The organism is Lichenicoccus sp. (assembly GCF_965276875.1).
Classification (GTDB): domain Bacteria; phylum Pseudomonadota; class Alphaproteobacteria; order Acetobacterales; family Acetobacteraceae; genus Lichenicoccus.
In genome coordinates this window covers 62520-86600 of the sequence record NZ_OZ255701.1, presented here as the reverse complement: position 1 = coordinate 86600, position 24081 = coordinate 62520, and the positions used below count along the sequence as shown (strand labels likewise).

Annotated in this window: 23 protein-coding genes; 15 read left to right on the top strand and 8 right to left on the bottom strand. The window is 66.2% G+C overall.

Annotation, left to right across the window (positions count from 1 at the left end):
- The first annotated feature begins 1 nt into the window (after position 1).
- From ACQY4K_RS00435 to ACQY4K_RS00415, 5 genes are all read left to right on the top strand, one after another.
- The gene (locus ACQY4K_RS00435; protein ID WP_428392463.1) at positions 2-2320 is read left to right on the top strand and encodes a hypothetical protein; all 2319 of its coding nucleotides are present in this window, start codon (positions 2-4) and stop codon (positions 2318-2320) included.
- Positions 2321-2353: 33 nt separating this feature from the next.
- Positions 2354-2548, top strand: a complete 195-nt coding sequence (locus ACQY4K_RS00430) for a hypothetical protein (protein WP_428392461.1) — start codon at positions 2354-2356, stop codon at positions 2546-2548.
- 64 nt (positions 2549-2612) lie between these two features.
- The gene (locus tag ACQY4K_RS00425; protein ID WP_428392460.1) at positions 2613-3185 is read left to right on the top strand and encodes an NUDIX domain-containing protein; all 573 of its coding nucleotides are present in this window, start codon (positions 2613-2615) and stop codon (positions 3183-3185) included.
- Between the two features lie 19 nt (positions 3186-3204).
- Complete coding sequence (locus tag ACQY4K_RS00420; protein WP_428392458.1) at positions 3205-3588, top strand: hypothetical protein; 384 nt, start codon at positions 3205-3207, stop codon at positions 3586-3588.
- Positions 3589-3705: 117 nt separating this feature from the next.
- Positions 3706-3987 (top strand): phosphopantetheine-binding protein, encoded by a 282-nt coding sequence (locus tag ACQY4K_RS00415; RefSeq protein ID WP_428392456.1) that lies wholly within the window; start codon positions 3706-3708, stop codon positions 3985-3987.
- 12 nt (positions 3988-3999) lie between these two features.
- On the opposite strand, the gene ACQY4K_RS00410 is transcribed toward ACQY4K_RS00415, so the two are convergent.
- Together ACQY4K_RS00410 and ACQY4K_RS00405 are read right to left on the bottom strand one after the other, a co-directional pair.
- On the bottom strand, positions 4000-4599 hold the full coding sequence (locus tag ACQY4K_RS00410) for a chalcone isomerase family protein (RefSeq protein WP_428392455.1): 600 nt from the start codon (positions 4597-4599) through the stop codon (positions 4000-4002).
- 24 nt (positions 4600-4623) lie between these two features.
- Entirely contained in the window at positions 4624-5469 is an 846-nt protein-coding gene (locus ACQY4K_RS00405; protein ID WP_428392453.1) for a DUF4239 domain-containing protein, read from the bottom strand.
- 89 nt (positions 5470-5558) lie between these two features.
- Here ACQY4K_RS00405 and ACQY4K_RS00400 point away from each other — a divergent pair, with 89 nt between their 5' ends.
- Genes ACQY4K_RS00400 through ACQY4K_RS00375 form a run of 6 tightly spaced genes read left to right on the top strand, consistent with a single transcriptional unit; the run spans position 5559 to position 12598 of the window.
- Positions 5559-6461: a lysophospholipid acyltransferase family protein gene (locus ACQY4K_RS00400; RefSeq protein WP_428392451.1), complete on the top strand. Its 903-nt coding sequence runs from the start codon at positions 5559-5561 to the stop codon at positions 6459-6461.
- On the top strand, positions 6458-7567 hold the full coding sequence (locus tag ACQY4K_RS00395) for an L-dopachrome tautomerase-related protein (protein WP_428392449.1): 1110 nt from the start codon (positions 6458-6460) through the stop codon (positions 7565-7567). The genes ACQY4K_RS00400 and ACQY4K_RS00395 overlap by 4 nt, the downstream gene beginning before the upstream one ends.
- 47 nt (positions 7568-7614) lie before the next feature.
- A complete protein-coding gene (gene thrC, locus ACQY4K_RS00390) occupies positions 7615-9015 on the top strand; it encodes a threonine synthase (protein WP_428392447.1) in 1401 nt (466 codons plus the stop codon).
- A 26-nt stretch (positions 9016-9041) separates the two neighbouring features.
- Positions 9042-10307 (top strand): M16 family metallopeptidase, encoded by a 1266-nt coding sequence (locus ACQY4K_RS00385; protein WP_428392445.1) that lies wholly within the window; start codon positions 9042-9044, stop codon positions 10305-10307.
- Complete coding sequence (locus ACQY4K_RS00380; RefSeq protein WP_428392443.1) at positions 10304-11635, top strand: TldD/PmbA family protein; 1332 nt, start codon at positions 10304-10306, stop codon at positions 11633-11635. Before ACQY4K_RS00385 ends, ACQY4K_RS00380 begins: the two co-directional genes overlap by 4 nt.
- Positions 11636-11659: 24 nt before the next feature.
- Positions 11660-12598, top strand: coding sequence for a Tim44 domain-containing protein (locus ACQY4K_RS00375; protein ID WP_428392441.1), 939 nt, complete (start codon positions 11660-11662; stop codon positions 12596-12598).
- A 17-nt stretch (positions 12599-12615) separates the two neighbouring features.
- Here ACQY4K_RS00375 and ACQY4K_RS00370 read toward each other — a convergent pair whose 3' ends face one another.
- From ACQY4K_RS00370 to ACQY4K_RS00360, 3 genes are all read right to left on the bottom strand, one after another.
- Positions 12616-12798 carry a hypothetical protein gene (locus tag ACQY4K_RS00370; protein ID WP_428392439.1) on the bottom strand — a complete coding sequence of 61 codons (183 nt, stop codon included), beginning with the start codon at positions 12796-12798 and terminating at the stop codon, positions 12616-12618.
- Positions 12799-13390: 592 nt separating this feature from the next.
- Positions 13391-14326, bottom strand: coding sequence for a heme o synthase (locus ACQY4K_RS00365; RefSeq protein WP_428392438.1), 936 nt, complete (start codon positions 14324-14326; stop codon positions 13391-13393).
- A 145-nt stretch (positions 14327-14471) separates the two neighbouring features.
- Positions 14472-15164 carry a class I SAM-dependent methyltransferase gene (locus ACQY4K_RS00360; RefSeq protein ID WP_428392436.1) on the bottom strand — a complete coding sequence of 231 codons (693 nt, stop codon included), beginning with the start codon at positions 15162-15164 and terminating at the stop codon, positions 14472-14474.
- Between the two features lie 124 nt (positions 15165-15288).
- On the opposite strand from ACQY4K_RS00360, the gene ACQY4K_RS00355 reads away from it, so the two are divergent.
- Positions 15289-15456, top strand: a complete 168-nt coding sequence (locus ACQY4K_RS00355; RefSeq protein WP_428392434.1) for a hypothetical protein — start codon at positions 15289-15291, stop codon at positions 15454-15456.
- Between the two features lie 2 nt (positions 15457-15458).
- On the opposite strand, the gene gshB is transcribed toward ACQY4K_RS00355, so the two are convergent.
- From gshB to uvrB, 3 genes are read right to left on the bottom strand one after another with little or no spacing between them, the layout of a single operon-like run.
- Entirely contained in the window at positions 15459-16448 is a 990-nt protein-coding gene (gene gshB / locus ACQY4K_RS00350; RefSeq protein WP_428392433.1) for a glutathione synthase, read from the bottom strand.
- Positions 16449-16459: 11 nt separating this feature from the next.
- Positions 16460-16981: a transcription elongation factor GreB gene (greB, locus tag ACQY4K_RS00345; RefSeq protein WP_428392431.1), complete on the bottom strand. Its 522-nt coding sequence runs from the start codon at positions 16979-16981 to the stop codon at positions 16460-16462.
- 5 nt (positions 16982-16986) lie between these two features.
- Positions 16987-19146, bottom strand: a complete 2160-nt coding sequence (gene uvrB / locus ACQY4K_RS00340; RefSeq protein ID WP_428392429.1) for an excinuclease ABC subunit UvrB — start codon at positions 19144-19146, stop codon at positions 16987-16989.
- 165 nt (positions 19147-19311) lie between these two features.
- Between uvrB and ACQY4K_RS00335 the strand changes: the two genes are divergently transcribed.
- From ACQY4K_RS00335 to ACQY4K_RS00325, 3 genes are all read left to right on the top strand, one after another.
- The gene (locus tag ACQY4K_RS00335; protein ID WP_428392427.1) at positions 19312-20598 is read left to right on the top strand and encodes a methyl-accepting chemotaxis protein; all 1287 of its coding nucleotides are present in this window, start codon (positions 19312-19314) and stop codon (positions 20596-20598) included.
- 75 nt (positions 20599-20673) lie between these two features.
- On the top strand, positions 20674-21213 hold the full coding sequence (locus tag ACQY4K_RS00330; RefSeq protein WP_428392426.1) for a hypothetical protein: 540 nt from the start codon (positions 20674-20676) through the stop codon (positions 21211-21213).
- A gap of 523 nt (positions 21214-21736) precedes the next feature.
- Positions 21737-23893 carry a glutaminase domain-containing protein gene (locus tag ACQY4K_RS00325; protein WP_428392424.1) on the top strand — a complete coding sequence of 719 codons (2157 nt, stop codon included), beginning with the start codon at positions 21737-21739 and terminating at the stop codon, positions 23891-23893.
- Positions 23894-24081 lie beyond the last annotated feature (188 nt).

The following is a 24081-nucleotide window of genomic DNA, read 5'->3' as shown; positions in this document are numbered from 1 at the left end:
CATGTGGCCGCTGATCAGACGCCGCTTTTGGCAGGCGTCCGCCGCCACGTTCTCACTGCTGGACGAGGCCGGTGTTGCGGTGCTGGTCGATCCCAGCGGCCGGCACCGCCGCCTGCGACGACAGGGAGGCGATTTCCCGGCCCTGCGGGAGGGCTGGACGGCAACTGGCTTTCATCTGGCCTTGCCGCCGCTGGTGGTCATCGCCTTGCGCCACCAAGGCGGCGACACCGCGCACTGGATCGTGGATGCGGCGGACGAGGCGTATTTCGAGCAGGTCGTGCACCTGCCGACGCCCATCCGAGACACCCTGCTGAGCGGCGCACACGGGCTAGAGCGGGCGGTCTGGGGTGGCCTGCCGCGCACCTTGCGGCTGGAACTGCTGGCGGCGCAGCCACGCAAGGCGGGGCTTGGAGCCGGCGAACGGCTGGCCGTGCAGACGGCGGACAATGTCGTTGCGGTCGAGCTTGCGGACGGCTCGGAGCTGCCGATCCTGATCGGCGCAAAGGCGATGCGTCCCGCGGACCTGCAAGCCGGCTGGACCGCGCAAAGCCTGTATCGCGACTTCGACCCATTTTATCTGCTCGAACTCCGCCATGCGGACGGCGCGCGCGCCACCTGGCTGCTCGACGCCGAGCTGCGCCTGATCGACGACCTCACCCACGGCCCTGGCGCCATCCGGGATATGGTGATGCCCTATGCACTGCCGGTGATGAACCGCCATCTCGACACCGTGCTGGCGTTCAAGGCCACCGAGGACGCGCTGGTGACACGCTACCTGGATCTCGTCCCGAGCGCGCGCTCCGCCCTGCTCGGCCATTGCAATTGCGACATACGCCCAGCCTTGACCCCCCTCGGCGCGTCGACGATGGCTGCGTCGATGGCGGTCCCGGGCGACATCATACTCGATCGTGAGACGGTGGAGCGCGCGGTCAGCGTGGACCTGCACCAGCGCACCCTGGCTGCGATCCGCGATGGCGGCCTGGACTGGCCCAGCCCGATCGACGGCAGCGAGACGCGGCTGCGCGGCATCTTCATCCTGGACGACTACGTGTTCATCTATCAATTCACCGATCGCAACGGGATCGATTTTCTGGCAGTCGCCGGAGACCGGTCCGCGCGGCTGATCGGCCTGGTGATCCCCGCCGCCAACCTGTTCCTGTTTGACGATCGTACCGGGCTCTGGATGGGCGACACCTGGCTGCGCAACGAACGTGGCCTCGCGTTCTGGCCATTGCTGGTGCGTCATATCAACCAGTATTCCGAGCTGATGGGACAACGACGGCGCAGCGGCGAGGCGCGCGGCATCAATGTGCTGCTGAGCGTCATCCATATCGGCCATCATCTCTGGAACGACCTCACCGGGCTGGAAGCACTCTGCCGCGCGGTGCCGGAGGAGCGCCTGCCGACCACGCTGATCCTGGGTTCGCAGAACCGGGACGCCGATGACGGGCATGCGGAGCTGTTCGGCCCGCTGGAGGCGTTGTTCCCGCCGCTCGCGGGCCGTGTCGACCGCACGCTCGCTAGTGTGGATGCCTTCATCTACCGGACCTACGGCGAGGATGTCTGGCCCTGCCGGATCACCCGCGACCATGTCTCGGCGGACTTGCGCGCGCGCGTCACCGCGCATCTGGGCGGCAGTGAGGAGGCGCGCGCCGTTGACGACTTTTTCGCCGAGCGGCCGCGCGCGGTAATGCGACCGCCCGTGGTGATTTTCGGCCTGCGCGTGGAGGACCGCACCTTCGTCGACCTGCCGGGCTTCTGCGACGCGTTCACGACGTTCATGGCCGAGCGCCACCCGGGCGCGGTCATCGTGTTTGACGGCTATAATCGTGGTCCGGCCGCAGGCGAGGCCGGCGTGATCCGCGGCATGGCCTACGGTCTGGCGCGCCGCCCGCCCGAGGACGTCGAGCGGGAGATCGTGGCGGGGATCGCGGCGAAATTTGCGCAAGCACCCGTGACCATCATCGGCACCACCGGGGAGAGCATCGCCACCAGCCTGGCCTGGTGCCGCCAGGCCGATGCGGCGTTCGCGATCTGGGGTGCTGGGCTCGCGAAATATCGCTGGCTCGCCAATCTGCCGACGATGATGATCAGCACCCGCGCCAACCTGCTCGGGCGGCCGGATCTCGCGATCTATCAGGATCCGCGGTTCACCGAGGCGCCGGCGCCGCACCGGTTCGCGGATGCCGCCTGGGTCACGGACGCGGGTGCCCAGGGCCGGCTTGCCAGCGGGCACATCCAGGGCAACCGCGAGTGCTTCAACGCCGATACGGCGGCGGTGCTGGCGGCCTTCGACGATTTTCTCGCAAGCCTGCGTTAACCCGATGTTCATGCCCGCGCGGCAGGCTTGGGCATGATCTCGAGCACGTCCCTGCCGGCCTTCTCGGTGCAGCCCCGTCCAACAACCGGTCCCAGCCCTGGTGCGGGTCTCGGACTCGGTCAAGTCAAGCCAGTGACGGCGCCGACCGCGGCCGTCGGCGGCCCGCAGGCGCAGACGCCGCCCGGGCCCGCGACCCGACGTGGCGCCTTGCTCGATATCTCGGCCTGAACCAGAGCCGGGGGCTTGCGAAATCGTTTGATATTTCATCGCCGCGCGTCCACCGTCGTGGGCGATGCCACGCTTTGCACGCGCCGTGCCGGATGGTGAAAACCGAGAGCGGGTTTCCTGCCTCGATTGCGGCCACGTGTTTTACGAAAATCCCAAGATCGTCGTGGGCGCGGTGGTGGCGCATGCCGGGCGCATCCTGCTCTGCCGCCGGGCCATCGAGCCACGGCGGGGCTTCTGGACACTGCCCGCGGGCTATCTCGAACTGCACGAAACCCCAGCCGAGGGCGCCGCCCGCGAAGCGCTCGAGGAGGCCGGTGCGCGCATCGTCATCGACGGCATCCTCGCCATCTACAGCATCAGCCGGATTGCCCAGGTTCAGATCATTCATCGGGCGCGTTTCGCGGGATCCGGCGAACCGTCTATCGAGGCGGGCGAGGAGAGCCTTGAAGTCGGCCTGTTTGCTTTCGACGATCTGCCGGTCGAGGACATCGCCTTTCCGACGGTGCACTGGGCCATCGAGGCCTACCGGCGCATCGGCGACGCACCGCTCGCGGCACCCGCGGGCAATCCGCCGCAGGACCCGCGCGGCGAGGGCGCGCTGCCTGGCCGAGGCGCGCTGCAGGATGCCGTGGCATGACGGTCGGAGCGGCAGCGCGATGATGCGACCAGCGATTCGTCTGGCGGCGGCGATCGCGCTGTCCGCCATGGCGCTGCCGGTGGCCGCCTTGGCTGGCGACCCGACGTCGTCGCCAGGCAAGATGTCGCTGACACCAGGTGCCGGCGGCGGCATGACGATCGTCCAGGCGGCGCATGCCCAGGCCATGCGTCCGGCACCGGTTCCGGATCCGGACATCGATGCCCCACAGGCCGGCGCTGATCGGCTCGCCGAGGAGAGCAGCCCGACCGTCGAGCCCTATTTGTTCAATCCGCGCAACCACTTCGCGGGGGATGGTTACGAGCCCGGCTCCAGCCTGGAGAACGCTCGTAACAACCGCGAGACGCCGGCAGGCGGTATGAACGTCCTCATACCGGTGCAGTAAATATCGTCAAAAACTCGTTTCATCTCGCTTGCACACGAACTCGTGATATGGTGTAATCACGATGCCGTGAGCCGGGGGCCGTGAGCAGTCTTCCCGCGCGGATTTGGAGCGATTTCGATGACCGAAGCTCTCAATCAAACCATCATCACCGCCGTGATCAGCGCCATCCGTCGCACCCTGTTCCTGCCCGACAGCCCGATCGGTCTCGAAACCCGCTTTGCCGAGGACCTGTCGCTCGACAGCCTCGACATCGTCGAGCTGACCATGTCGCTTGAAGAGACGTTCAAGACCGAGTTCCCGCCAGAGGCGAACAGCCGCTTTCGCAGCGTCTCCGACCTGGTGACCTATCTGAGCCGCCGCTACTTCCAGGATGACCGGGAGAGCCTGTCGGCTGCCTGAGGGATCTTGTCCTCAGCCCCCGAGCAGACCGGTGCGTAGCGCGCGGGTTGGCGCGTTCCGCCCGATCATCCCGTCCAGCATGGCGCGCGCGAGGTCCGGCCCGTGGATCGTGGCCAGCCGCTGGTCGTCCAATAGCACCTGCACGTCGCCATTGGCCTGAAATACGTAGCTGCTGACATCACCCGCATGGACGGGGCGCGCGGTGGCGAGCAACTGCTGGTATTCCCCGTCTTCCCGGGGCGAGCAGCCGGACGCGCAGGTGCGCAGGTGCGCCGCCCGCATCTCCCCCCGGACCCGGCCGAGACCAGCCGAACGCACATACGAGATTTGCAGCAGCTTCGGACCCTTGGTGGCAAGCAGCGTCGCTTCGTCATGCGCCGGCGCCGGCACGTAGAGCCCGGCGACGTAGCCGTGTATCTGCAGGAAGGTGAAGCTGCGTACGCCCATGCCATTCAGCCGCAGCGTCGCACCGTCCACGCGGATGGTGTCGGGCATCGTCACCCCGGCCAAGCTGTGCGTTGCCGGGATCACCGGCGCCAGCGCGCTCGTGACCAGAAACATACCCAGGAGCCCGGCAAGCCGCTGCTTGCGTGTCAGGTGGAGAGGGCTCATCCGGGTCATTCGGCTCACTAAATGTTATGGCGCCGGCTGCATAGCACGCGCCGCCACGTTTGGCACCGCCGGTGACGACGTGACATGGCCGAGCGCCTGCTGGAACGGTTCGGTGGAGACGCGGTAGTCGCCTCGGAACGGCTTGCTCAAGGCCAGGATCATGACCAGCACCAGCACACCAGAGATCGTCAGCGTGCATGACATCGCCAGGTGCATCTCCAGCCGTTGCACACCAAGGAACGAACTGAACGCCACGGTCAGCGCCCCGCCGATGATCGTCACCGCCCAGACAATTCCAGGCACGGTGACCTCGGCGGCCAGGATCCTTTGCTGGCGTGCGTCGGACAGCTGGGTCACCGCCTGCATCAGCGCCGATTGCACGGAGATCGCGTTCGGGCTGGACACCGGCAGGGCCAGGGTCTCGCGGTTGAGCGCCGCGAGGCTGACCCAGGCACGGTCCACCGCGTGTCCCTGCGCCTGGGCCGGCCACTCGACGTCAATCACCGTACGCAGATACTCCACAAGTGTCGTGCGTAGCGCGTCACGCGCGGGAAGTGCTGCCCCGGCCAGGGCAGCGTTGACGTCGAGTGCCATCGCCGCCTCGGTCGCGGCCGCGGCCTTCGCCTTGTTGTATCCTTCCCATGCGACGTTCGCGACGAAAGCGAGCAGGACGGCGAAGGTCACGCCGACGACGGAGAAGATCGCCGCCGAGGCGTCGTTGTTGCCCTGACGGGTGGTGGCCGGCAGGAAGCGTCGGACCAGACATTCGAGGCAGACCGTGATCAGCACCGCGGCACCGCCGGACAGCAGCCCGACCTGCCAGAGCGGATAGCGGTAGAACATTTCCGGCTGCATGATCAGGTGCATCATGGTGATTCCCTAACATGTCTTGCCGCGCTTGCCGCCGCACAGGGCAATAGCATCTGGATGCGGCGCGTATGCGGCTGCATAACGCGCCGATGACCGTGACTTCGTTCCCACGCCGGCTCTCGCAGGGCCTGCAGGCTGCCGCACTCGAGGCAGCGTTCGCCGGCCTGCGCGGCCTCGGGCCGGTGCGCGCATCGGATCTCGGCGGTCGGATTGCGCGCGCGCTGGGCCCGCGGCTGCCGGTCTCGCGGGTGGGCGATAGCAATCTGCGCGCCGCCTTGCCCGCACTCGACGCAATGGCGCGTCGCCGGATCATCCGCGCGGTCTGGGACAATCTCGGCCGCACGGTGGCCGAGCTGCCGCATTTGGGCGGCCTGCGTCGCACCGCCCACGGGCCTGGATGGGAACTCGTCGGCGAGGAGCATCTCGCGCGCGTGACCCCACCTTTGCTGTTCGTCTCCGGCCATTTCGCCAATTGGGAGGTGATGCTGCCGATCGCGTCGCGCTACGGCCTTGCACTGCCGGGCTTCTATCGTGCCGCCTCGAACCCATTGGTCGACGGGGTTGTCGATCGCATGCGGCGCGCGGCACTTGCCCCCGGCGTGGAGCTGTTCGCCAAGGGACCACGCGGCGCCCGTGCGGCGTTGTCGCACCTCCAAGCCGGCGGCTCGCTGGGAATGCTGGTCGACCAGAAGATGAATGACGGCATCGCGGTGCCGTTCTTCGGACGTCCGGCGATGACCGCGCCCGCCATGGCGCAACTGGCGCTACGCTTTGGCCTGCCGATCATCCCGGCGCATATCCTGCGTCTCGGGCCGGCGCGCTTCAGAATGATAGTGGAAGCGCCACTGTCGGTGCCGCTCACCGGCGAGCGGCATGCCGACATCCATGCGATTACCCTGGCGATGAACGCGACCCTTGAGCGCTGGATACGCGCCCACCCAACCTCCTGGCTGTGGCTGCACCGACGCTGGCCGAAGGAGACGAGGCCATGACGATCGCGAAGCTGCTGGCCTGCGCCGCCCTGCTCCTCGCGACAATGGCAGCAGCGCCGGACCGGCTGCGCAGCATCGCGCAAACCGACAGGCTGGCCTGGAGCGGTGTCGCGCGCTCCGACGACGGACGCACCTTCGTGGTGTTCTCCCGCCTCGCCGGCAATCCCGGCCCGTCGCTCGCGGTGATCGGCAATGACGGCAAACCCCAGCCTTTTCCCGGCGGCGGCTGGAACGACTGGTCCGCGGCTGCTGACAAGGCCGACCCCGCGAAGGTCTTTGTCGGGCTGAGCGCGATCCGCCTCGGCCCCGACCACAGCCTCTGGGTGCTCGATAGCGGCGTCGCCGACCGTGGCCGGGCGCTTGCGGGTGCTGCCAAGCTGGTGCGTATCGATCTCGTCCATGACAGCGTCGCACGCACCATCGTGCTGCCAGCGGACGTGCTGCGTCCGAAGAGCCGGGTGGCGGATTTCTGCCTGCACGGCACCACCGCCTATATCGCCGATGCCGGCGCGCCCGGCCTGATCGTGCTCGACCTCACGACCGGGGCCGCCCGTCGCGTGCTTGACGGCACGCCTTCGATGACGGCGCGTCGCCCGGTCACCGTCGACGGCGAGACCCTGCGCGGCGCGGACGGCAAGCCCGTCATGATTGATGTCGACAATCTCGACCTCAGCCCGGACGGCAAGTTCCTCTATTATCAGCCCTTGTCCGGCCCGATGTCGCGCATTGCCACCAGCCTGCTCGACGATCCCAAGGCGACGCCGCAGGCGCTCACCGCCGGCGTCGAGTTCTGGTATGACACGCCTGCCCTTGGCGGCAGCGCGATTGCGCCGGACGGCACGCTGTATCTGGACGATGTCGAGAACGACAGCGTCCTCAGCCTCAGTCCCGACCGTGCGCTACGGACTGTGATCAGCGATCCACGCCTGCACTGGCCTGCAGCACCCTTCCTGCGGGACGGCGTGCTGACCATTCCGGTGTCGCAGTTCGACCGCGCCGGGCTATTCCATCATGGCCACTCGAGGATTGCGCATCCCGTCGAGCTGTTCGAACTGCGCGTGGCCTCAGCGCCGGCAGCAGCCTCGCCGCCAAAGGCCCGGCGCTGAGCGCAAAAGCGTCGCGTCGGCGCGCGGCGCGGGCTATGAGAAGGGGGATGCGTTACATTTCAACCCGGGGTGCTGCCCCGGATCGCGACTTCGCCGGTGTGCTGCTCGCGGGCCTGGCCGAGGACGGCGGTCTGTTCGTGCCGCAGCGCTGGCCGCATTTCAGTGCCGAGGAATGGCGCGCTTTGCGCGGGCTGCCCTACCCGGCCCTGGCAGCGCGTATCCTTGCCCCATTTACCGAGAGATCGATTGACGCCGCCACACTTCAACGGCTGTGTTTTGACGCCTATGGTTCCTTTACACACCCGGCGGTGGCGCCGCTCGTACAACTCGACCAAGACCTGTTCGTCCAGGAGCTGTTCCACGGCCCGACCCTGGCGTTCAAGGACATCGCCATGCAGTTGCTGGGTCGGCTGTTCGATCATGTGCTGGCCAAGCAGGATGGGCACCTGACCATCGTCGGCGCCACCTCGGGCGACACCGGCTCGGCGGCGATCGAGGCCTGCCGCGATCGTGCGCGGCTCGACGTGGTAATCCTGCACCCGCGGGGGCGCACCAGCGAGGTGCAGCGCCGTCAGATGACCACGGTGCTGGCGGCGAACATCACCAACCTTGCCGTCGAGGGAAGCTTCGATGACTGTCAGGATTTGGTCAAGGCGATGTTCGCGGACGCGCCGTTCCGCGACGCGCTGCGGCTGTCGGCGGTCAACTCGATCAACTGGGCGCGGATCGCTGCCCAGATCCCCTATTATGCCGCCGCCGCCCTCAGCCTCGGCGCGCCGGACCGGGCGGTGAGCTTTGCCGTGCCGACCGGCAATTTCGGCAACGTGCTGGCGGCCTGGGCGGCACGGCGGATGGGGCTGCCGGTGGCGCGGCTGTGCATCGGCGCCAACCGCAACGACATCCTGCCGCGGTTCTTGTCCGGCAATGACATGAGCCTGCGCGACGTGGTGCCGAGCCTGTCGCCGTCGATGGATATCGGGGTGAGCTCGAACTTCGAGCGCCTGCTGTTCGAGCTGCTCGGCCGCGATGCGCAGGTCTGCGCGCGCATCATGACCGGGTTTCGCGAGAGCCGACGCATGGCGGTGCCGGATGCCGCCTGGCTTGAGGCGGCCAAGCTGTTTCACGGCACCAGCCTTGACGACGATGCAACGCGTGCCGAAATTCGGCGCCTGCATGACAAGACCGGGTATCTCGCCGACCCGCACACCGCCATCGGCATCGCCGCCGGCCGCGCCGGTGCCATCCCCGGCGTGCCGACGGTGGCGATGGCGACCGCGCATCCCGCCAAATTCCCCGACGCGATGCTGGCGGCGACCGGCCGGCGCCCGGACCTGCCGCCTCATCTTGCCGATCTCTACACGCGCGAGGAGCGTTACCGGCTCGTGCCGAACGACCTCGCTGCGGTCGAGGACGCGGTCCGCGCTGCCACGTTGAAGAACGCCGCCTGATCCCGCTCAAACCATACTGGACCCGCATGACCGACCCCGTCCGCGTCACCCGCCTGCCCTCCGGCCTGCTCGTCGTCAGCGAGCGCATGGACCGGGTCGAGACCGTCTCGCTCGGCGCCTATGTCGCCAGCGGCACCCGCCACGAGGCCGCCGCCGAGAACGGCGTCTCGCATTTCCTCGAGCACATGGCTTTCAAGGGCACGCCGCGACGCAGTGCCGCGCGGATCGCCGAGGAGATCGAGAATGTCGGCGGCCACATCAACGCCTACACGGCGCGCGAGCAGACCGCCTACTACGTCAAGCTGCTGAAGGAGGATCTCGCTCTGGGTGCCGACATCATCGGCGACATCCTGACCCATAGCAGCTTCGAGGACTCCGAAATCGAGCGCGAACGCGGCGTTATCCTCCAGGAAATCGGCCAGGCGAACGACACGCCCGACGACATCATCTTCGATCATTTCCAGGAGACCGCCTTCCCCGGCCAGCCGATGGGCCGCCCGACGCTCGGGACCGATGCGCTGGTGCGCGGGATGTCGCGCGCGGCCCTGACCGGCTACATGGGCCAGCACTACACCACCGGCAACGTCGTGGTCGCCGCCGCCGGCAACCTCCAGCACGAGGAGGTGGTGGAACTCGCCTCGACGCACTTCGCCGACCTGCAGACGCGCCCCCCCGAGGCCTTCGAGCCTGGCGCCTATCGAGGCGGCGAGTTCCGGCTGGAGCGCGAGCTCGACCAGGTGCATGTGGTGTTGGGCTTTCCGTCGGTCGGCTACCGCGATCCCGACTACTACCCGGTGCTGTTGCTCGCCACCCTGCTCGGCGGGGGGATGTCCTCGCGACTGTTCCAGGAAGTGCGCGAGCGGCGCGGGCTGGTCTATTCGGTGTACTCGTTCAATGCGCCGTTCCTCGATGGCGGCCTGTTCGGCATCTATGCCGGCACTGGCGAGGACGAGGCGCGTGAGTTGCTGCCGGTAACGATCGAGGAATTGCGCAAGGTGCAGCGCGCGATCGGACAGGAGGAGCTTGATCGCGCCCGGGCGCAGGTGAAGTCCAGCCTGCTGATGTCGCTGGAGAGCACCGGCAGCCGCTGCGAGCAGCTCGCCCGGCAGTTCCAGGTGTTCGGCCGGCTGATCCCGACGGCGGAGACGGTGGCCAGGCTGCATGCCGTGACGCTCGATGATGTCTGCCGCGCGGCGTCGCGGCTGTTCGCGGGGACGCCGACCCTGGCCACGATCGGGCCGGCGCGGCACATCCCGGGCCTGGACGAGATCGCCGGCAGGCTTGCGGCATGAGTATTGCTTTGCTCGACCAGTTGATCACGCTGGCGCGCCGCGAGGGTGCCGACGCCGCCGACGCCGTCCTGGTCCGCGGCACCTCGCTCGCCGTGCAGGTCCGCCAGGGCCGGACCGAGGAGCTCGAGCGCGCCGAGCACAACGATATCGGGCTGCGCGTCTTTGTCGGACGGCGCAGCGCCATCGTCTCTGCCACCAGCGCCGATCCGGTCGGCTTCGGCCAACTCGCGAGCCAGGCGGTCGCGATGGCGCGCGTGGTGCCGGACGACACCATGGCGGGATTGTGCGCGCGTGCCGCGACCGGCCCGCTCGATGCCGCCGGCCTCGATCTGGAGGATGCGTTCGAGCCCGACGTCGGCACGCTGACCACGCGTGCCGGACGCGCCGAGGATGCGGCGATGGCGATCGCCGGTGTCGCCAATTCGCTCGGCGCCTCGGCAAGCTACGGCCGCAACGAGGTGGTGCTGGTGACGTCGGGCGGCTTTTCCGGCGGCTACGCCCGCACCAGCCACTCGGTCTCGGCGAGCGTCCTGGCCGGCACCGGCACCGCGATGCAGCGCGACTATGACGGCCACTCGGTGGTGCATCTGGAGGATCTCGACGACGCCGCCGTGATCGGCCGCAGCGCCGGCGAGCGTGCGGTCGCCCGGCTCAACCCACGACGGCCAAAGACCGCGCGCATGCCGGTGGTGTATGACCCGCGCGTCTCGGGCAGCCTGCTCGGCCATCTCGCGGGCGCGGTCAACGGCGCCTCTGTGGCGCGCGGCACGTCGTTCCTGAAGGACCGCATGGGCAAGACGATCTTCCGCAAGGACATCCACGTGGCCGATGATCCGCGCCGGCGACGGGGCCTGCGCAGCCGGCCGTTCGACGGCGAAGGCGTCGTCACCGCGCCACTGCTGCTGATCGAGGATGGCGTGTTGCGCAGCTGGGTGCTGGATGGGCGCAGCGCCCGCATGCTGGGGCTTGAGACTACCGGCAGCGCCTCGCGCGGCACCTCGTCGCCGCCGTCACCTTCGACCAGCAATCTCAGCCTCGCCGCCGGCACGCTCACGCCCGCCGAGCTGATGTCCGACGTTACCGAGGGCCTGTATATCGTTGAAATGATGGGATCGGCGGTGAACGGGATCACCGGCGACTACAGCCGTGGCGCCACGGGCTTCATGATCCGCAACGGCGCACTGGCGGAGCCGGTCGCGGAAATCACAGTTGCCGGCAACCTGCTCACGATGTTCGCGGAGCTGACCCCAGCCTCCGACCTGGTGTTCCGACGCGGCACTGACGCGCCGACGATCCGTATCGACGGCATGACCGTTGCCGGAAGCTAGAAGGCGCACCATTTCAGGTTCACCATGAACGCATCGCACACGCTCTCCCGCCTGATCGCCGCCGTCCTGCTGCTCGGCGGCCTGGCTCTTGCACCACCGGCCGCCGACGCGCGGGCAGGTCACGGGTTCTCCTTCGGCAGTCGCGGCAGCCGCACCTTCAGCATGCCGGCGCCAACCCGCAGCGCACCGTATGGCGCAGCCCCGCTCAGCCGTTCGATGACGCAGCCCGCTCCATATGCCAACCGCTTCGGCGCCAACCGCCTCGGCGGCGGCGTGATGGGGCGCAGAAGCCATCCGCTGGCGGCCGGGCTGCTCGGCGGCTTCCTTGGCGCGGGCCTTGCCGGCATGCTGTTCGGGCACGGCTTCTTCGGTGGCGGCCTTGGCTTTGGCCATCTGCTCGGCATCCTGATCCAGCTGGCACTCATCGTGTTTGCGGTGCGCTGGCTGATGCGCCGCTTTGCCAACGGCTCGGCGCGCAGCATGGCAGGGGCCGGCCCCGGCTACGCCCAGCCCACGGCGCGGATGCCGAGTGGTGCGGGCTATGCCGCAAACGCGCCGCCGCTGGCGATCTCGCAGGCCGACTACCAACAGTTCGAGCAGAGCCTGCAGGCTGTGCAGGCGGCCTGGACACGCGCCGATGTGGGCGCCCTGCAAAGCTTGGCGACGCCGGAGATGGTCAGCTATTTCGGCGAGCAGCTACAGGACCAGTCGCGGCGCGGCCTGCGCAATGCCGTCTCTGACGTACATCTTGATCGCGGCGATCTGTCGGAAGCCTGGAGCGAAGGCGGCGCCGACTATGCAACGGTGGCCATGCGCTACTCGATGATCGACGTGACCAGGGATGCCGGCGGACGTGTCGTCGACGGCAGCCTCGCAGAGCGGGTCAGTATCGCGGAGTTCTGGACGTTCGTGCGCTACACCGGCGGCCGCTGGCTGCTTTCGGCAATCCAGCAAGGGCGCTGATCAGGCCGGCGGTACGCTCAGGCGGGGCAGGCGGTGAACTTGCCTTTGGCATCCCGGCACTTGGCCGGCTTGACGGTCGCGCATTTGACGAACTTGCCCTTGGCGTCACGGCAGGACGACTTCGCCTCGGCAACATGGCCTGAGGCGAGGGTCCCCAAGGTAAATGCCACTGTGAGACAGGCGATCAGCAGGCGGCGCATGATAGTCTCCCGGTAACCGCGTTCAGCGTAACAGAGTCAACGCACTCTGCCTATGCTGGGCTACGCGGCGACCGTAGGTTTTTGGCGAACCTGGTCAGCGACAGGGCAAGCTGGTCTGCCCCATTGCTCCCAAACATCCAGGTAAGGACTTGCTCGACCGGAGCAACCAGCCTGTGCGCGTCTGCCAGAACAGCACTGCCTCGTGCTGTCAGGGTCGCCCGCAGGATGCGCGCGTTCGTCGGGTCGGGATGCCGCTCCAGCACACCATTGCGCTCTAGAGTGGTCAACATGCCCTCCTGCCAAAGCCGAGGAGCTTTTGCGCGCCCTCTCGCACGCGAGCGAACACGGAATGCGCCAACGACCCGGCTTCATCTCCGCCAACCTTCATCTCAGCCACGATCGGCGGCATGTCGCCAATTACGCGCGTGGCGCAGCCGAGCCGACCTCGACGCCATGATGAGCGATCCGGCGGCACGCGCGCATATGGGGAAGATTGCGGCAATCGCGACGTCGTTCGAGCCGATCTATTACGAACTTTGCGAAACCCACGCTGCAGCACCCCCGGCATGATACGGCCGCTCACGGGGCCTAGTCAGACCAGACGGTCGACGATGACCGCGGTGAACAGGATCGCAAGGTAAAGCAGCGAGTAGCGAAAGGTGAGCCGGGCCGGTGCATCGCGGGTCAGGCTGACACCAGTTTCGTCCTGGCGGTCGCGCAGGACGCGCCAGGCGCAGACCAGGAAGCCGATATCGAGCAGGATCGCCGAAACCGCATAGATCGGTCCGGTCAGATTAAGCGCCAGCGGCAGCAGCGAGACGGCGCAGAGCAGGATCGTATAGACCATGATCTGCCGACGGGTGTGTGTCGCGCCATGGGTGACGGGCAGCATCGGCACCCCGGCGCGGGCGTAATCCTTGCAGGCGTAGAGCGACAGCGCCCAGAAGTGCGGCGGCGTCCACAGGAATACGATCGCGAACAGCACGAGCGGCAGCGCGCTGATCCCCCCGGTTGCGGCAGCCCAGCCGATGAGCGGCGGGAAGGCGCCGGCGGCGCCGCCGATGACGATATTCTGCGGTGTCAACCGCTTAAGCCACATGGTGTAGATCAGCACGTAGAACGCGATAGAGGCGGCGAGCAGGATCGCCGCCACTGTGTTGGTGACCAGCCACATCAGGATCACCGAGGCGGCCGAGAGCAGAAGGCCGTAGGCGAGCGCGTCGTTCGGGGCGATCCGGCCCGCCGCCACCGGGCGGGAGGCGGTGCGATGCATCAGCCGGTCGATGTCGCGATCGTACCACATGTTGATCGCCCCTGCGGCACCGGCGGCCACGGCAATGCACAACACGGCGATGCAGCCGATCAGCGGGTTGATCCGTCCTGGTGCGATCACCAGTCCTGCGGCGCCGGTGAATACCACCAGCGAGACCACGCGCGGCTTGAGCAGCGCGAACCAGTCGCGCGCAACAGCACCGGCTTGCGCCACGAACGGAGCGTCGTCGGCGCGTGGGGTCGTCGGGTGCTTCATGGGTTCACCGCAGCTGCGGCTTGTCCTCAAGGTTGCGGGTCAGGCTGGTGACGATCCGGTCCATTTCAGCCCTTTCCCCGTGGGTTGGCCGCGCGTGTCGACCTCGAGGAAATGTAGGGGCGATGACCAGCAAAAACACCAGCGATCAAACAGTGCCGTCGGTATTGGCCAGGCTCACCAGGGTAAACAGGCCGCCCGGCGGAACCGGCTCGATCCGGGCGCGCGCGCGGTCGGCAGGCGGCAGCAGGGATTCGATGGCAAAATCCGGATGCCAGCCGAGGGAGCGCGAGGCACGGGCCATGGTGCGCTCGACCAGCAGACGGACGCCTCCGGTGGCCAGGAAGTGGTTGACGAACAGGATATGCCCGCCGGGGCGCACGACCCGTCGCAATTCATGATAAAGCCGGCGCGGGTTCGGCACCACCGAGGCCACGAACATCGCCACCGCAATGTCGAAGCTGCCGTCAGCGAAGTCGGTCTCCTCGGCGTCCATCTCCAGCAACGCCTCGACGTGACCAAGGCCGCCGCGTTCGACCCGCCAGCGCGCACGCTCGAGCATGTCGCCCGAGAGATCGATGCCGGTGATGCGCTTGTCCGCAGCGTAGCGAGGCAAGGCGAGGCCGGTGCCGACACCGACTTCCAGCACCCGTTCGCCGGGCAGCGCATTGACCGCGTCGACTGCGCGGCGTCGGCCGAAGCCGGAGATGCCGCCGAACACCGCGTCATAGACGCCGGCCCAGCGACGGTAGGCCAGCTTGACCGCCTCGGCATCGAGTGCAGAGCGGGGATGCGGACCGTCCGGGCCACGTGGCGTGCGTTCTTCCAAAGCGTGGCTCATCGCGCTGATGTCTGCCCTGCTCGCATCGGTTCGGCAAGGGCGAAGACAACGCAGTGTCGATGACGTTTGCGTCTGCGCCCTGGCGAACGTTATATACCTGTATCCTTGCGAAGGATGTGCGACGGTGCCGGGACTTGAAATCTGCCTCGTGTTGCTGGCGGCGGTGTTATGGCTGGCCACGGTTTTGGTCTATTTCCGGACGCCGATCTACGAGTGGCTGGATAACAGAAATCCGTACGAGCCGCTTTCGCCGCTGTTGCGCGCCGCCTTCAGGCCTTATGGGCGCCGATAGACTTAGGGGCAGGTAGGCTGCGATTGCCGCGCCTCGATCCGGTCCCAGATCAGGCCGGCGCTATTGATGCCGTCGAAGCGGTCGATCTGCTGCAGGCCAGTCGGCGAGGTCACATTGATTTCGGTGAGCCAGTTGCCGATGATGTCGATGCCGGCAAAAACCAGTCCGTGCTCGCGCAGATGCGGGCCGATGCGCCGGCAGATTTCGCGGTCGCGCTCGGTCAGCGGCGCCGGCTCGGCCACCCCGCCGACATGCAGGTTCGAACGCGCCTCGCCCTTGGCCGGCATCCGGTTGAAGGCCCCGATCGGCTCACCATCGGCCAGGATGATACGTTTGTCGCCGGCGCGTACCGCGGGCTCGTAGCGCTGGATCATCAGCGGCTCGCGCGAACGGGAAAAGAACATCTCCAGAACTGAGCTGAAATTCTCGTCATCCTCGCGGATCCGGAAAATCCCCTCGCCGCCATTGCCGAACAGCGGCTTGATGATGACGTCGGCATGTTCGGCGCGGAAGGCGCGGATCGCCGTGATATCCCAACTGACCAGGGTCGGCGGCATCAGGTCAGGGAAATGCGTGACCAGCAGCTTCTCCGGCGCGTCACGCACGGCGCGTGGATCGTTGACCACCAGGGTATGCGGGTGGACGTGCTCCAGCAGGTGGGTCGCCGTGATGTAGGCCATGTCGAACGGCGGATCCTGGCGCATCAGCACCACGTCGACCGAGGCGAGGTCGAGGATGGTCTCCGGGCCGGCCTGCACGTGCGCGCCGGATTTGCGTTCCAGGCGGACCGGACGCGCGCGTGCCGTCAGCCGCTGCATGCGGCCCGGGATGCCGCGTCCCTCGCGCAGGCTGAGATGGCGCACCTCATAGACCCAGAGTGCGTGCCCCCTGCTTTGCGCCTCAAGCATCAGCGCGAAGCTGGAATCCGCTTCAATATCAACGGTCTCGATCGGATCCATCTGGACCGCGACCTTCAACGCAATCAGCGGCATGCAGCGCTCCTCTAGAAATCAGGATAGACGATGGCGGTGATCTCGACGAGCACCGGGCCACGCGGCGTCTGCAGGCGGACCTCGTCGCCGACCCTGGCGCCCAACAGCCCGCGCGCGATCGGCGAGGCCAGGCTCACCTCGCCCTCAGGCGAGCGCGCTTCATCGACGCCGACGATGGTGACAATGCGGGCGGTGTCGTCCTCGTCCATGAAGGTGACGGTTGCGCCGAAAAACACCTGGTCGCGACGGGTTTGGTGTGCGGGATCGACGATCCGTGCGTCCTCAATCCGCTTGGTCAGGAAGCGGGCGCGACGGTCGATCTCGCGCAGCCGCTTCTTGCCATAGAGATAGTCGCCATTCTCCGAGCGATCGCCGTTGCCCGCGGCCCAGGAGACGATCTCAACGATCCGCGGCCGCTCGTCGCGCATCAGACACCGCAATTCCGCCCGCATACGTGCGATACCCGCCGGCGTGACATAGCGGTGCAGCCCTGCAGGACGCAGTGGCGCGTCCTCCTCAAGGTCGCTCGCCACCACCGTCAGCTGCTGCGCTTGCGACGTCGCTTGGACGGATCGTAGCCGCCGCCGCCGGGACCGAGCGGCTCGGGGGTGCGATCGCGCCGGGTCGGACGCGCGGTCGCCGCCGGCGGTGGCGGCAGTCCGAGCTCAAGGGCTTCGAGTCGCTTGATCTCGTCGCGCAGGCGCGCCGCGGTCTCGAATTCGAGGTCGGCGGCGGCGGTACGCATGCGCTTTTCGAGATCGGCGATCGAGCCGCGTAGGTCGCGCCCGACGAACTCGATGGCGCTGGTGTCCTTGACCGGCGCCACGGTGACGTAGTCCTGCTCGAACACAGAGCTCATCGCCTCGCGAATATGGGTACGCACCGACTGCGGCGTGATTCCATTGGCCGTGTTCCAGGCACTCTGCTTTTCCCGCCTGCGCGACGTCTCCTCGATGGCGAAGCGCAGGCTGTCGGTCATCACGTCGGCATAGAGCACGACCCGGCCGTCGATGTTGCGGGCTGCGCGGCCGATGGTCTGCACGAGAGAGGTGCGGCTGCGCAGGAAGCCCTCCTTGTCGGCGTCGAGGATGGCAACGAGCGCGCATTCGGGGATGTCGAGTCCCTCGCGCAGCAGGTTGATGCCGATCAGGATGTCGAACACGCCGAGCCGCAGATCGCGGATGATCTCGATCCGCTCCAGGGTGTCGACGTCGGAGTGCAAATAGCGCACGCGCAGACCGGCCTCGGTCATATAATCGGTGAGGTCCTCGGCCATGCGCTTGGTCAAAGTGGTGACCAGGATACGATTACCCTGGCCGATGACGACCCGGCATTCCGCCAGCAGATCGTCGACCTGACGCTCGACGGGACGGATTTCGGTGACCGGATCGATCAGGCCGGTCGGCCGGATGACCTGCTCGGCGAACACGCCGGCGGTGCGCTCCAGCTCCCAGGGTGCGGGGGTGGCGCTGACGAAGATTGTCTGCGGCCGGTAGTTCTCCCATTCATCAAAGCGAAGTGGGCGGTTGTCGAGGCAGGACGGCAGCCGGAAGCCAAACTCGGAGAGGATGGATTTGCGTGCATGATCGCCGCGCTCCATCCCGCCGATCTGCGGCACCGTCACATGGCTCTCGTCGACGATCAGCAGCGCGTCCTCGGGCAGATACTCGAACAAGGTGGGCGGCGGCTCGCCGGGGGCGCGGCCGGAGAGATAGCGCGAGTAGTTCTCGATGCCCTTGCAGACACCGGTGGTCTCGATCATTTCGAGGTCAAACGTGGTGCGCTGCTGTAACCGCTCCGCCTCCAGCAGCTTGCCGCCGGCAACGAACGCATCCAGGCGCTCCTTCAGCTCCTGCTTGATCGAGATCGTCGCCTGGGCGAGCGTCGGGCGCGGGGTGACGTAATGGCTGTTGGCGTAGATGTTGACCTCGTCGAGGTCGGCGGTCTTTTCGCCGGTGAGCGGATCGAACTCCGAGATCGCCTCGATCTCGTCGCCGAACAGCGACACCCGCCAGGCGCGGTCCTCGTTCTGCACCGGAAAGACGTCGATCGTCTCGCCGCGTACCCGGAAGGCGCCGCGCTGGAAGGCGGCGTCGTTGCGTCTGTATTGCTGCTCGACCAACGCGCGGATCATGGTGTCGCGGTCGATCCGGCCACCCTTCTCGAGCCGCACCACCATGCGCGAGTAGGTTTCCACCGAACCGATGCCGTAGATGCACGACACCGAGGCCACGATGATGACGTCGTTGCGCTCGAGCAGCGCCTGCGTCGCGGCGTGCCGCATGCGGTCGATCTGCTCGTTGATCTGGCTGTCCTTCTCGATATAGGTGTCCGAGCGTGGGACATAGGCTTCCGGCTGATAGTAGTCGTAGTAACTGACGAAGTATTCGACAGCATTGTCCGGAAAGAACTGCTTCATCTCGCCGTAGAGCTGTGCCGCCAGGGTCTTGTTCGGCGCCAGGATCAGGGTCGGCTTCTGCGTCGCCTCGATGACCTTGGCCATCGTGAAGGTCTTGCCCGACCCGGTGACGCCCAGCAGCACCTGGTCGCGCTCGCCCGAATCGATACCCGCGACCAGTTCACGAATCGCCGTCGGCTGGTCGCCGGCCGGCTCGTAGGGCGAGACCACCTTGAAGGCGCGGGTCTTCGGCTTGGCGGCCTGCCTATCGGGAACGAAGATCTCCGACGCCGGACGCATCTCCCGCGCGGGCTTCCGAGCGGGCGGCTTCTTCAGGACTGTGCTCGACATGCGGCCAGAATTGGCGCCTGCGACGCAATGGCGCAAGCCCGCCAGTTCATCGGTCCTTAAGTGTTTGCCGGCTACGATCGGGCAGCGACGCACCCCAGCACTGGATCGGTCCCCATGGGTTTTCTGACACATTCGAGTTCGGCCCTGCGCGAGAAGGTGGAATGGCTCGCCGTGCTCGACCGACACTCCGGCGTTGGGCTTTGGGACGCGGTTCTGCACGAGGGGGACGCGATGCACCCGTTGTCGCGCTGGACCTGGTCGGCCGAGTTCCGCAGGCTTTGTGGCTACAAAACCGACGCGGAGTTCCCGAACGTGGTTCAGTCCTGGTCGGACCGCCTGCATCCGGAGGATTTCGACGCGACATTCGCCGCCTTTGGCGCCGCCTTGGCGAGCGGAGGGCTCTACGACACCAACTACCGGCTCCGCATCAAGGACGGGTCCTATCGCTGGTTTCGCGCCACCGGCGGCGTCATCAAGGATGCCGGCGGCATGGCGCGCCGTGCCTGCGGCTCACTGGTGGATATCCACGCCGCCACGCAGGCCGCCGAGGACCGTCGTTCCTCCACCGCCTCCCTCGCCCAGCGTTTCCAGACCGACATCCTGGGGGTCGTCGATCAGGTCGCGGCCGCCGCCGAACAGCTCGGCCGGGATGCCGACGGCATGAACCAGGCCGCCTCGCAGACCTGCGGGAGCGCCCTCTCCGTTGCCTCGACATCCGGCGAGGCCACCATGAACGTGCGTAGCGTCGCTGCTGCCACTCAGGAAATGACCGCCTCGATCGGCGAGATCACGCAGCAGGTCGCCCGCTCCGCCCGCGCGACCACGAGTGCCACCGCGGAAGCCGACGCCGCCATCGCCGCGGTGCGCACGCTGGTCGAGGACGTGCGCCAGATCGGCGACGTCGTCAGCCTGATCAGCAGCGTCGCCGGCCAGACCAACCTGCTGGCGCTCAACGCCACCATCGAGGCGGCACGCGCCGGCGAGGCCGGCAAGGGCTTTGCGGTGGTCGCCTCCGAAGTCAAGGCACTGGCCGGGCAGACGGCGCATGCAACCGAGAACATCGCCAATCGAATCCAGGCAATCCAAAAGGCGACCGCTCAGGTCGAACACGCCATCTCCAGCGTCGCCACCATCATCGCGCAACTCGGCGAAGCCGCCTCGACGATCGCAGCCGCGGTCGAGGAGCAGGGTGCCACCACAGGGGAGATCGCACGAAGCATTCAGGAAGCCGCGCGGCGCACCGAGGAGGCGTCTTCGGGCATGGAACGGGTAAACAGCCTGGCTAGCGAGGCGGGCCAGGTTTCCGGTCGCATTGCCGGATCAGTACGCACCATGGCCGGTCAGGCCACCAGGCTGCGTGAGCAGGTCGAGGGGTTTCTTGGAGGGCTGAACGCGGCATAGGGCTGGAGAAGAAACCAGAGCTTTGCCGCTGCATTCCGCCGTCATACGCATCGAGCAGGCTACGAAAGAAACGGTATGAGCCGGATCCGCAGCCCCGTCGGCCGGGATATGGTGGCTATCGCACCGGCTGTTATCGCGGTTCTGCTGATCATTTTGATCAATGTGAACCAAAGCGTCTTGACGCTTGCCATCCTTTTACTCGTCTTAGGCGCAGTCCTAACGCTGCCAATCCTCCTGACTGTCTTGGCGGTTCCCTTCTATTTTCTCAGTCGCAGGTTCGGTGGTGGATGGCGGTGGACGCTGTCATGGGCAATGGTCCTGCCGGTTGCGATAGGGCTGACACCATTGATCGGCAGGACGAGGCCGTATGTCAGTCTTGTCTGGCATTACCAGCGATATTCGGCAGATATCAAGGCGGCACGAGGCAAAGCCGTTATATGGGATTGGGGGCCAGAAGTAGGCCTCGCGCCACCAGAGCAGTTTCTTATCTACGACCCCTCTGATCAGATTGCACGCCTACAAGCCGACATGCAGCCTGAACCGGACGATCCCACTCTTGACTCCTGCCGCGGGCACGCCTCAAGGCTAATCGGCCATTTCTATCGGTGCAATTAGACCTACCTCCTTAGCCGGGCGACCACATCGGAGATATCGGGGCGTATCGTATCATGTGGTCGGCGATATTAGCCAAGACCACAACGATCCGACGATCAGGATGGCCAGTGTCACCACCGCAGAGGCAAAGGCAGTTCGGCCGATCCGGTCCTGTGTGAAGAGCGCTGCATGCCCGCCTCGGCGGACGCGGCTGCTGCGCCGCTGCCTGAGATGATCGGCGTCCCCAATCTCCAGCTTTCGCGCCATAACGGCCTTGTTGCGGCAGCGGTGCAGTACCGGCCCGCTGGAAAACCGGCCGCCGCACGTGCCTGGCTGTTCGGCGAGGCAGTGCAACACAGTCGCTCGGGAATACCTCGTGCCATCACGCTTCGGTGATGTCTGACAAATCGGGTTTGTCATTGTTCCTTCGACGGCGCTAGCGTCCCCCACGTTGCCTATGAAGGAATTTCCACAATCCAGAATATTGGATTGTTCCCGTTAATAAGAAAATGCGAGGGACGCCATGCTTCGATACCGTTTCCTGTTGGCCTCCAGCGTGATGACTGCCGCAGCGCTCTGCTGCCAGGTCGCCAGCGCGCAAACCTTCACCCCGCTCAAGCCGCCATCGGTGCCACTCATTACGCGTACGCCATATATCAACACCTGGCTCGAAGACAGCAATGCGATTTCCCCGGGTACCTGGCCCACCTACTGGGACGGGAAAGTCAAGGCGATTACCGGGATCGCCTATATCGACGGCAGATCCTATCTGTTCGTCGGCGCTCCAAGTACCGCAAACCTCACGAACATGACGCAGACGTCGCTGGTGACGACGGCGACGCAATCGAAGTTCACGTTCAACGCGGGTGGCGTCACCCTGAACGTCGACTTCCTTTCGCCCGTCGAGGCCCGCGACCTCAAGCGGCTCAGTATTCCGCTCGCCGACATCATCACCACCGCCCAGAGCAGCGACGGACTCCAGCATCAAGTCACGGTCTATTACGATATCAGCGGCGAATGGGCGCATGGCGACGACAACCAGTTGATCAAATGGAACCAAGAGTCGATCAGCCTGACCTCCGACGGGAGCAACACGCCGGGCAGCCTCGATACCTGGACCGTCACGCCGGCCAACCCGGCGAAGTTCAACCAGGTCAACAACTATCCGTCCTGGGGAACCGTGCTGTTCTCGGCCAAGGCGTCGGGCAGCCTCACGATCCAGTCGGGCGCGGACACCACGGTGCGCCCCGGCTTCGTCGCCAACGGTCATCTCGACAACAGCAACGACACGGCCCAGCCGCGGCCGATCAATGACCGCTTTCCGGTGTTCGCCTTCAGCAACGCGTTCGGCACCGTGGGCACGACGGCCACGCAGCCGTTCACGCTGCTGTTGGGGCATATCCGCGACCCCGCGATCAACTTCCTGAACCAGCCCGCCCACTCGCTCTGGCACCAGTACTGGCGCGATTACGAGAGCATGCTCGCCTTTGCCTACAACGACTCGACCGCGGCGGTGTCCCGCGCGAACACGCTGGACACGAATATCAACAAAGCCGCGTCGGGATATGGCGGTCCCAACTACGCGGCAATTACGTCGCTTGCCTTGCGGCAGGCGATCGCCGGCACCGAGCTGACGGGAACCAAGAGCAATCCTTATCTGTTCCTCGAGGAGATCAGCAGCAGCGACAACGTCTCCACGGTGGACGTGATCTATCCATCGATTCCTGCCTTCCTTTACGTCAATCCCGAGCTGGTTCGCTACATGCTCGCACCGATCATCTACTACTGCGAATCGGGGCTGTGGCCGTCCCTGTACGCACCGCACGACCTGGGCACCACCTATCCGAACGCAAACGGACATAACGATGGCGGCGGGGAAAACATGCCGGTTGAAGAGACGGCCAACATGCTGATCATGGCCGACGCCTACATGCAGCATGTCGCACCCCTGGAAGCGGCGCAGTATGCCAGGGCGCATTACGCGCTGTTCCACCAATGGGCCGAGTATCTGCTGACGGTGCCGGCCGGTGTTCCGTATCAGAATGCCCTTGACCCGCAATTCCAGAACCAGACCGATGACTTCACAGGTCCGATCGCGCACAGCGTCAATCTCGCACTCAAGGGGATCGAGGCTGTCGGCGCGATGGGGCAGATCGCAAGACGCGCGGGAAGAGGAAGCGACGCGTCCTATTTCACGCAGCAATCGAAGCAGATGATCGCCACCTGGGCGACGCTTGCACAGAATAGCAATTCAACCCACCTGCTGCTGCAATATCGTGAACCCGCAAACGCCTACAGCCCCGACACGACCACGGAGCCGGACAGCTATTGGAGCCTCAAATACAACGCCTATCCCGACCAGCTCCTCGGGCTGCGTCTCATCCCGCAGAGCATCCTGACCGAAGAGGCTAATTTCTACGCAACGCAGGAACAGCCGAACGGGATCATACTGGATCCACGCCACACCTACACCAAGGCAGATTGGGAGTTGTGGACCGCGGCCGCGCTGACCACGACAGACCCGACGCTGACGCAGAGCATCTTCAATGAGGTCTATAACTTTGCGAACACGACCACCGCCGCGGCTCCGTTCCCTGACTGGTACGATGTGCCGACAGGCAACAGCCAAGGCTTCAGGGATCGGCCGGTCGTGGGAGGCGTCTTCGCTCCGCTGACGCTGACACTGGCTCCCGGACAGTAGAACGCCATGCTATCTCTGGACTACGGCTCAAACCGGTGCACCGCCTACGTGGGAACACCAAGACGGTGAGACCCTGGAGCCTGATCGGTGAAACAGGAGCATCGATCAGGCTCTGCTCCGTTGTTGGGCGAGCCGCCCCGCAAACCTGCGCGCATACCGACCCGCTTGAAGGGCTTCCTCAGAGGCCG

What these genes read in the sequence shown, in the direction of transcription:
- ACQY4K_RS00435 (WP_428392463.1), top strand. Translation starts at nt 2, where the DNA reads ATGTGGCCGCTGATCAGACGCCGCTTTTGGCAGGCGTCCGCCGCCACG.
- ACQY4K_RS00430 (WP_428392461.1), top strand. Translation starts at nt 2,354, where the DNA reads ATGATCTCGAGCACGTCCCTGCCGGCCTTCTCGGTGCAGCCCCGTCCA.
- ACQY4K_RS00425 (WP_428392460.1), top strand. Translation starts at nt 2,613, where the DNA reads ATGCCACGCTTTGCACGCGCCGTGCCGGATGGTGAAAACCGAGAGCGG.
- ACQY4K_RS00420 (WP_428392458.1), top strand. Translation starts at nt 3,205, where the DNA reads ATGATGCGACCAGCGATTCGTCTGGCGGCGGCGATCGCGCTGTCCGCC.
- ACQY4K_RS00415 (WP_428392456.1), top strand. Translation starts at nt 3,706, where the DNA reads ATGACCGAAGCTCTCAATCAAACCATCATCACCGCCGTGATCAGCGCC.
- ACQY4K_RS00410 (WP_428392455.1), bottom strand. Translation starts at nt 4,599, where the DNA reads ATGAGCCCTCTCCACCTGACACGCAAGCAGCGGCTTGCCGGGCTCCTG.
- ACQY4K_RS00405 (WP_428392453.1), bottom strand. Translation starts at nt 5,469, where the DNA reads ATGATGCACCTGATCATGCAGCCGGAAATGTTCTACCGCTATCCGCTC.
- ACQY4K_RS00400 (WP_428392451.1), top strand. Translation starts at nt 5,559, where the DNA reads ATGACCGTGACTTCGTTCCCACGCCGGCTCTCGCAGGGCCTGCAGGCT.
- ACQY4K_RS00395 (WP_428392449.1), top strand. Translation starts at nt 6,458, where the DNA reads ATGACGATCGCGAAGCTGCTGGCCTGCGCCGCCCTGCTCCTCGCGACA.
- thrC (WP_428392447.1), top strand. Translation starts at nt 7,615, where the DNA reads ATGCGTTACATTTCAACCCGGGGTGCTGCCCCGGATCGCGACTTCGCC.
- ACQY4K_RS00385 (WP_428392445.1), top strand. Translation starts at nt 9,042, where the DNA reads ATGACCGACCCCGTCCGCGTCACCCGCCTGCCCTCCGGCCTGCTCGTC.
- ACQY4K_RS00380 (WP_428392443.1), top strand. Translation starts at nt 10,304, where the DNA reads ATGAGTATTGCTTTGCTCGACCAGTTGATCACGCTGGCGCGCCGCGAG.
- ACQY4K_RS00375 (WP_428392441.1), top strand. Translation starts at nt 11,660, where the DNA reads ATGAACGCATCGCACACGCTCTCCCGCCTGATCGCCGCCGTCCTGCTG.
- ACQY4K_RS00370 (WP_428392439.1), bottom strand. Translation starts at nt 12,798, where the DNA reads ATGCGCCGCCTGCTGATCGCCTGTCTCACAGTGGCATTTACCTTGGGG.
- ACQY4K_RS00365 (WP_428392438.1), bottom strand. Translation starts at nt 14,326, where the DNA reads ATGAAGCACCCGACGACCCCACGCGCCGACGACGCTCCGTTCGTGGCG.
- ACQY4K_RS00360 (WP_428392436.1), bottom strand. Translation starts at nt 15,164, where the DNA reads ATGAGCCACGCTTTGGAAGAACGCACGCCACGTGGCCCGGACGGTCCG.
- gshB (WP_428392433.1), bottom strand. Translation starts at nt 16,448, where the DNA reads ATGCCGCTGATTGCGTTGAAGGTCGCGGTCCAGATGGATCCGATCGAG.
- uvrB (WP_428392429.1), bottom strand. Translation starts at nt 19,146, where the DNA reads ATGCGTCCGGCGTCGGAGATCTTCGTTCCCGATAGGCAGGCCGCCAAG.
- ACQY4K_RS00335 (WP_428392427.1), top strand. Translation starts at nt 19,312, where the DNA reads ATGGGTTTTCTGACACATTCGAGTTCGGCCCTGCGCGAGAAGGTGGAA.
- ACQY4K_RS00330 (WP_428392426.1), top strand. Translation starts at nt 20,674, where the DNA reads ATGAGCCGGATCCGCAGCCCCGTCGGCCGGGATATGGTGGCTATCGCA.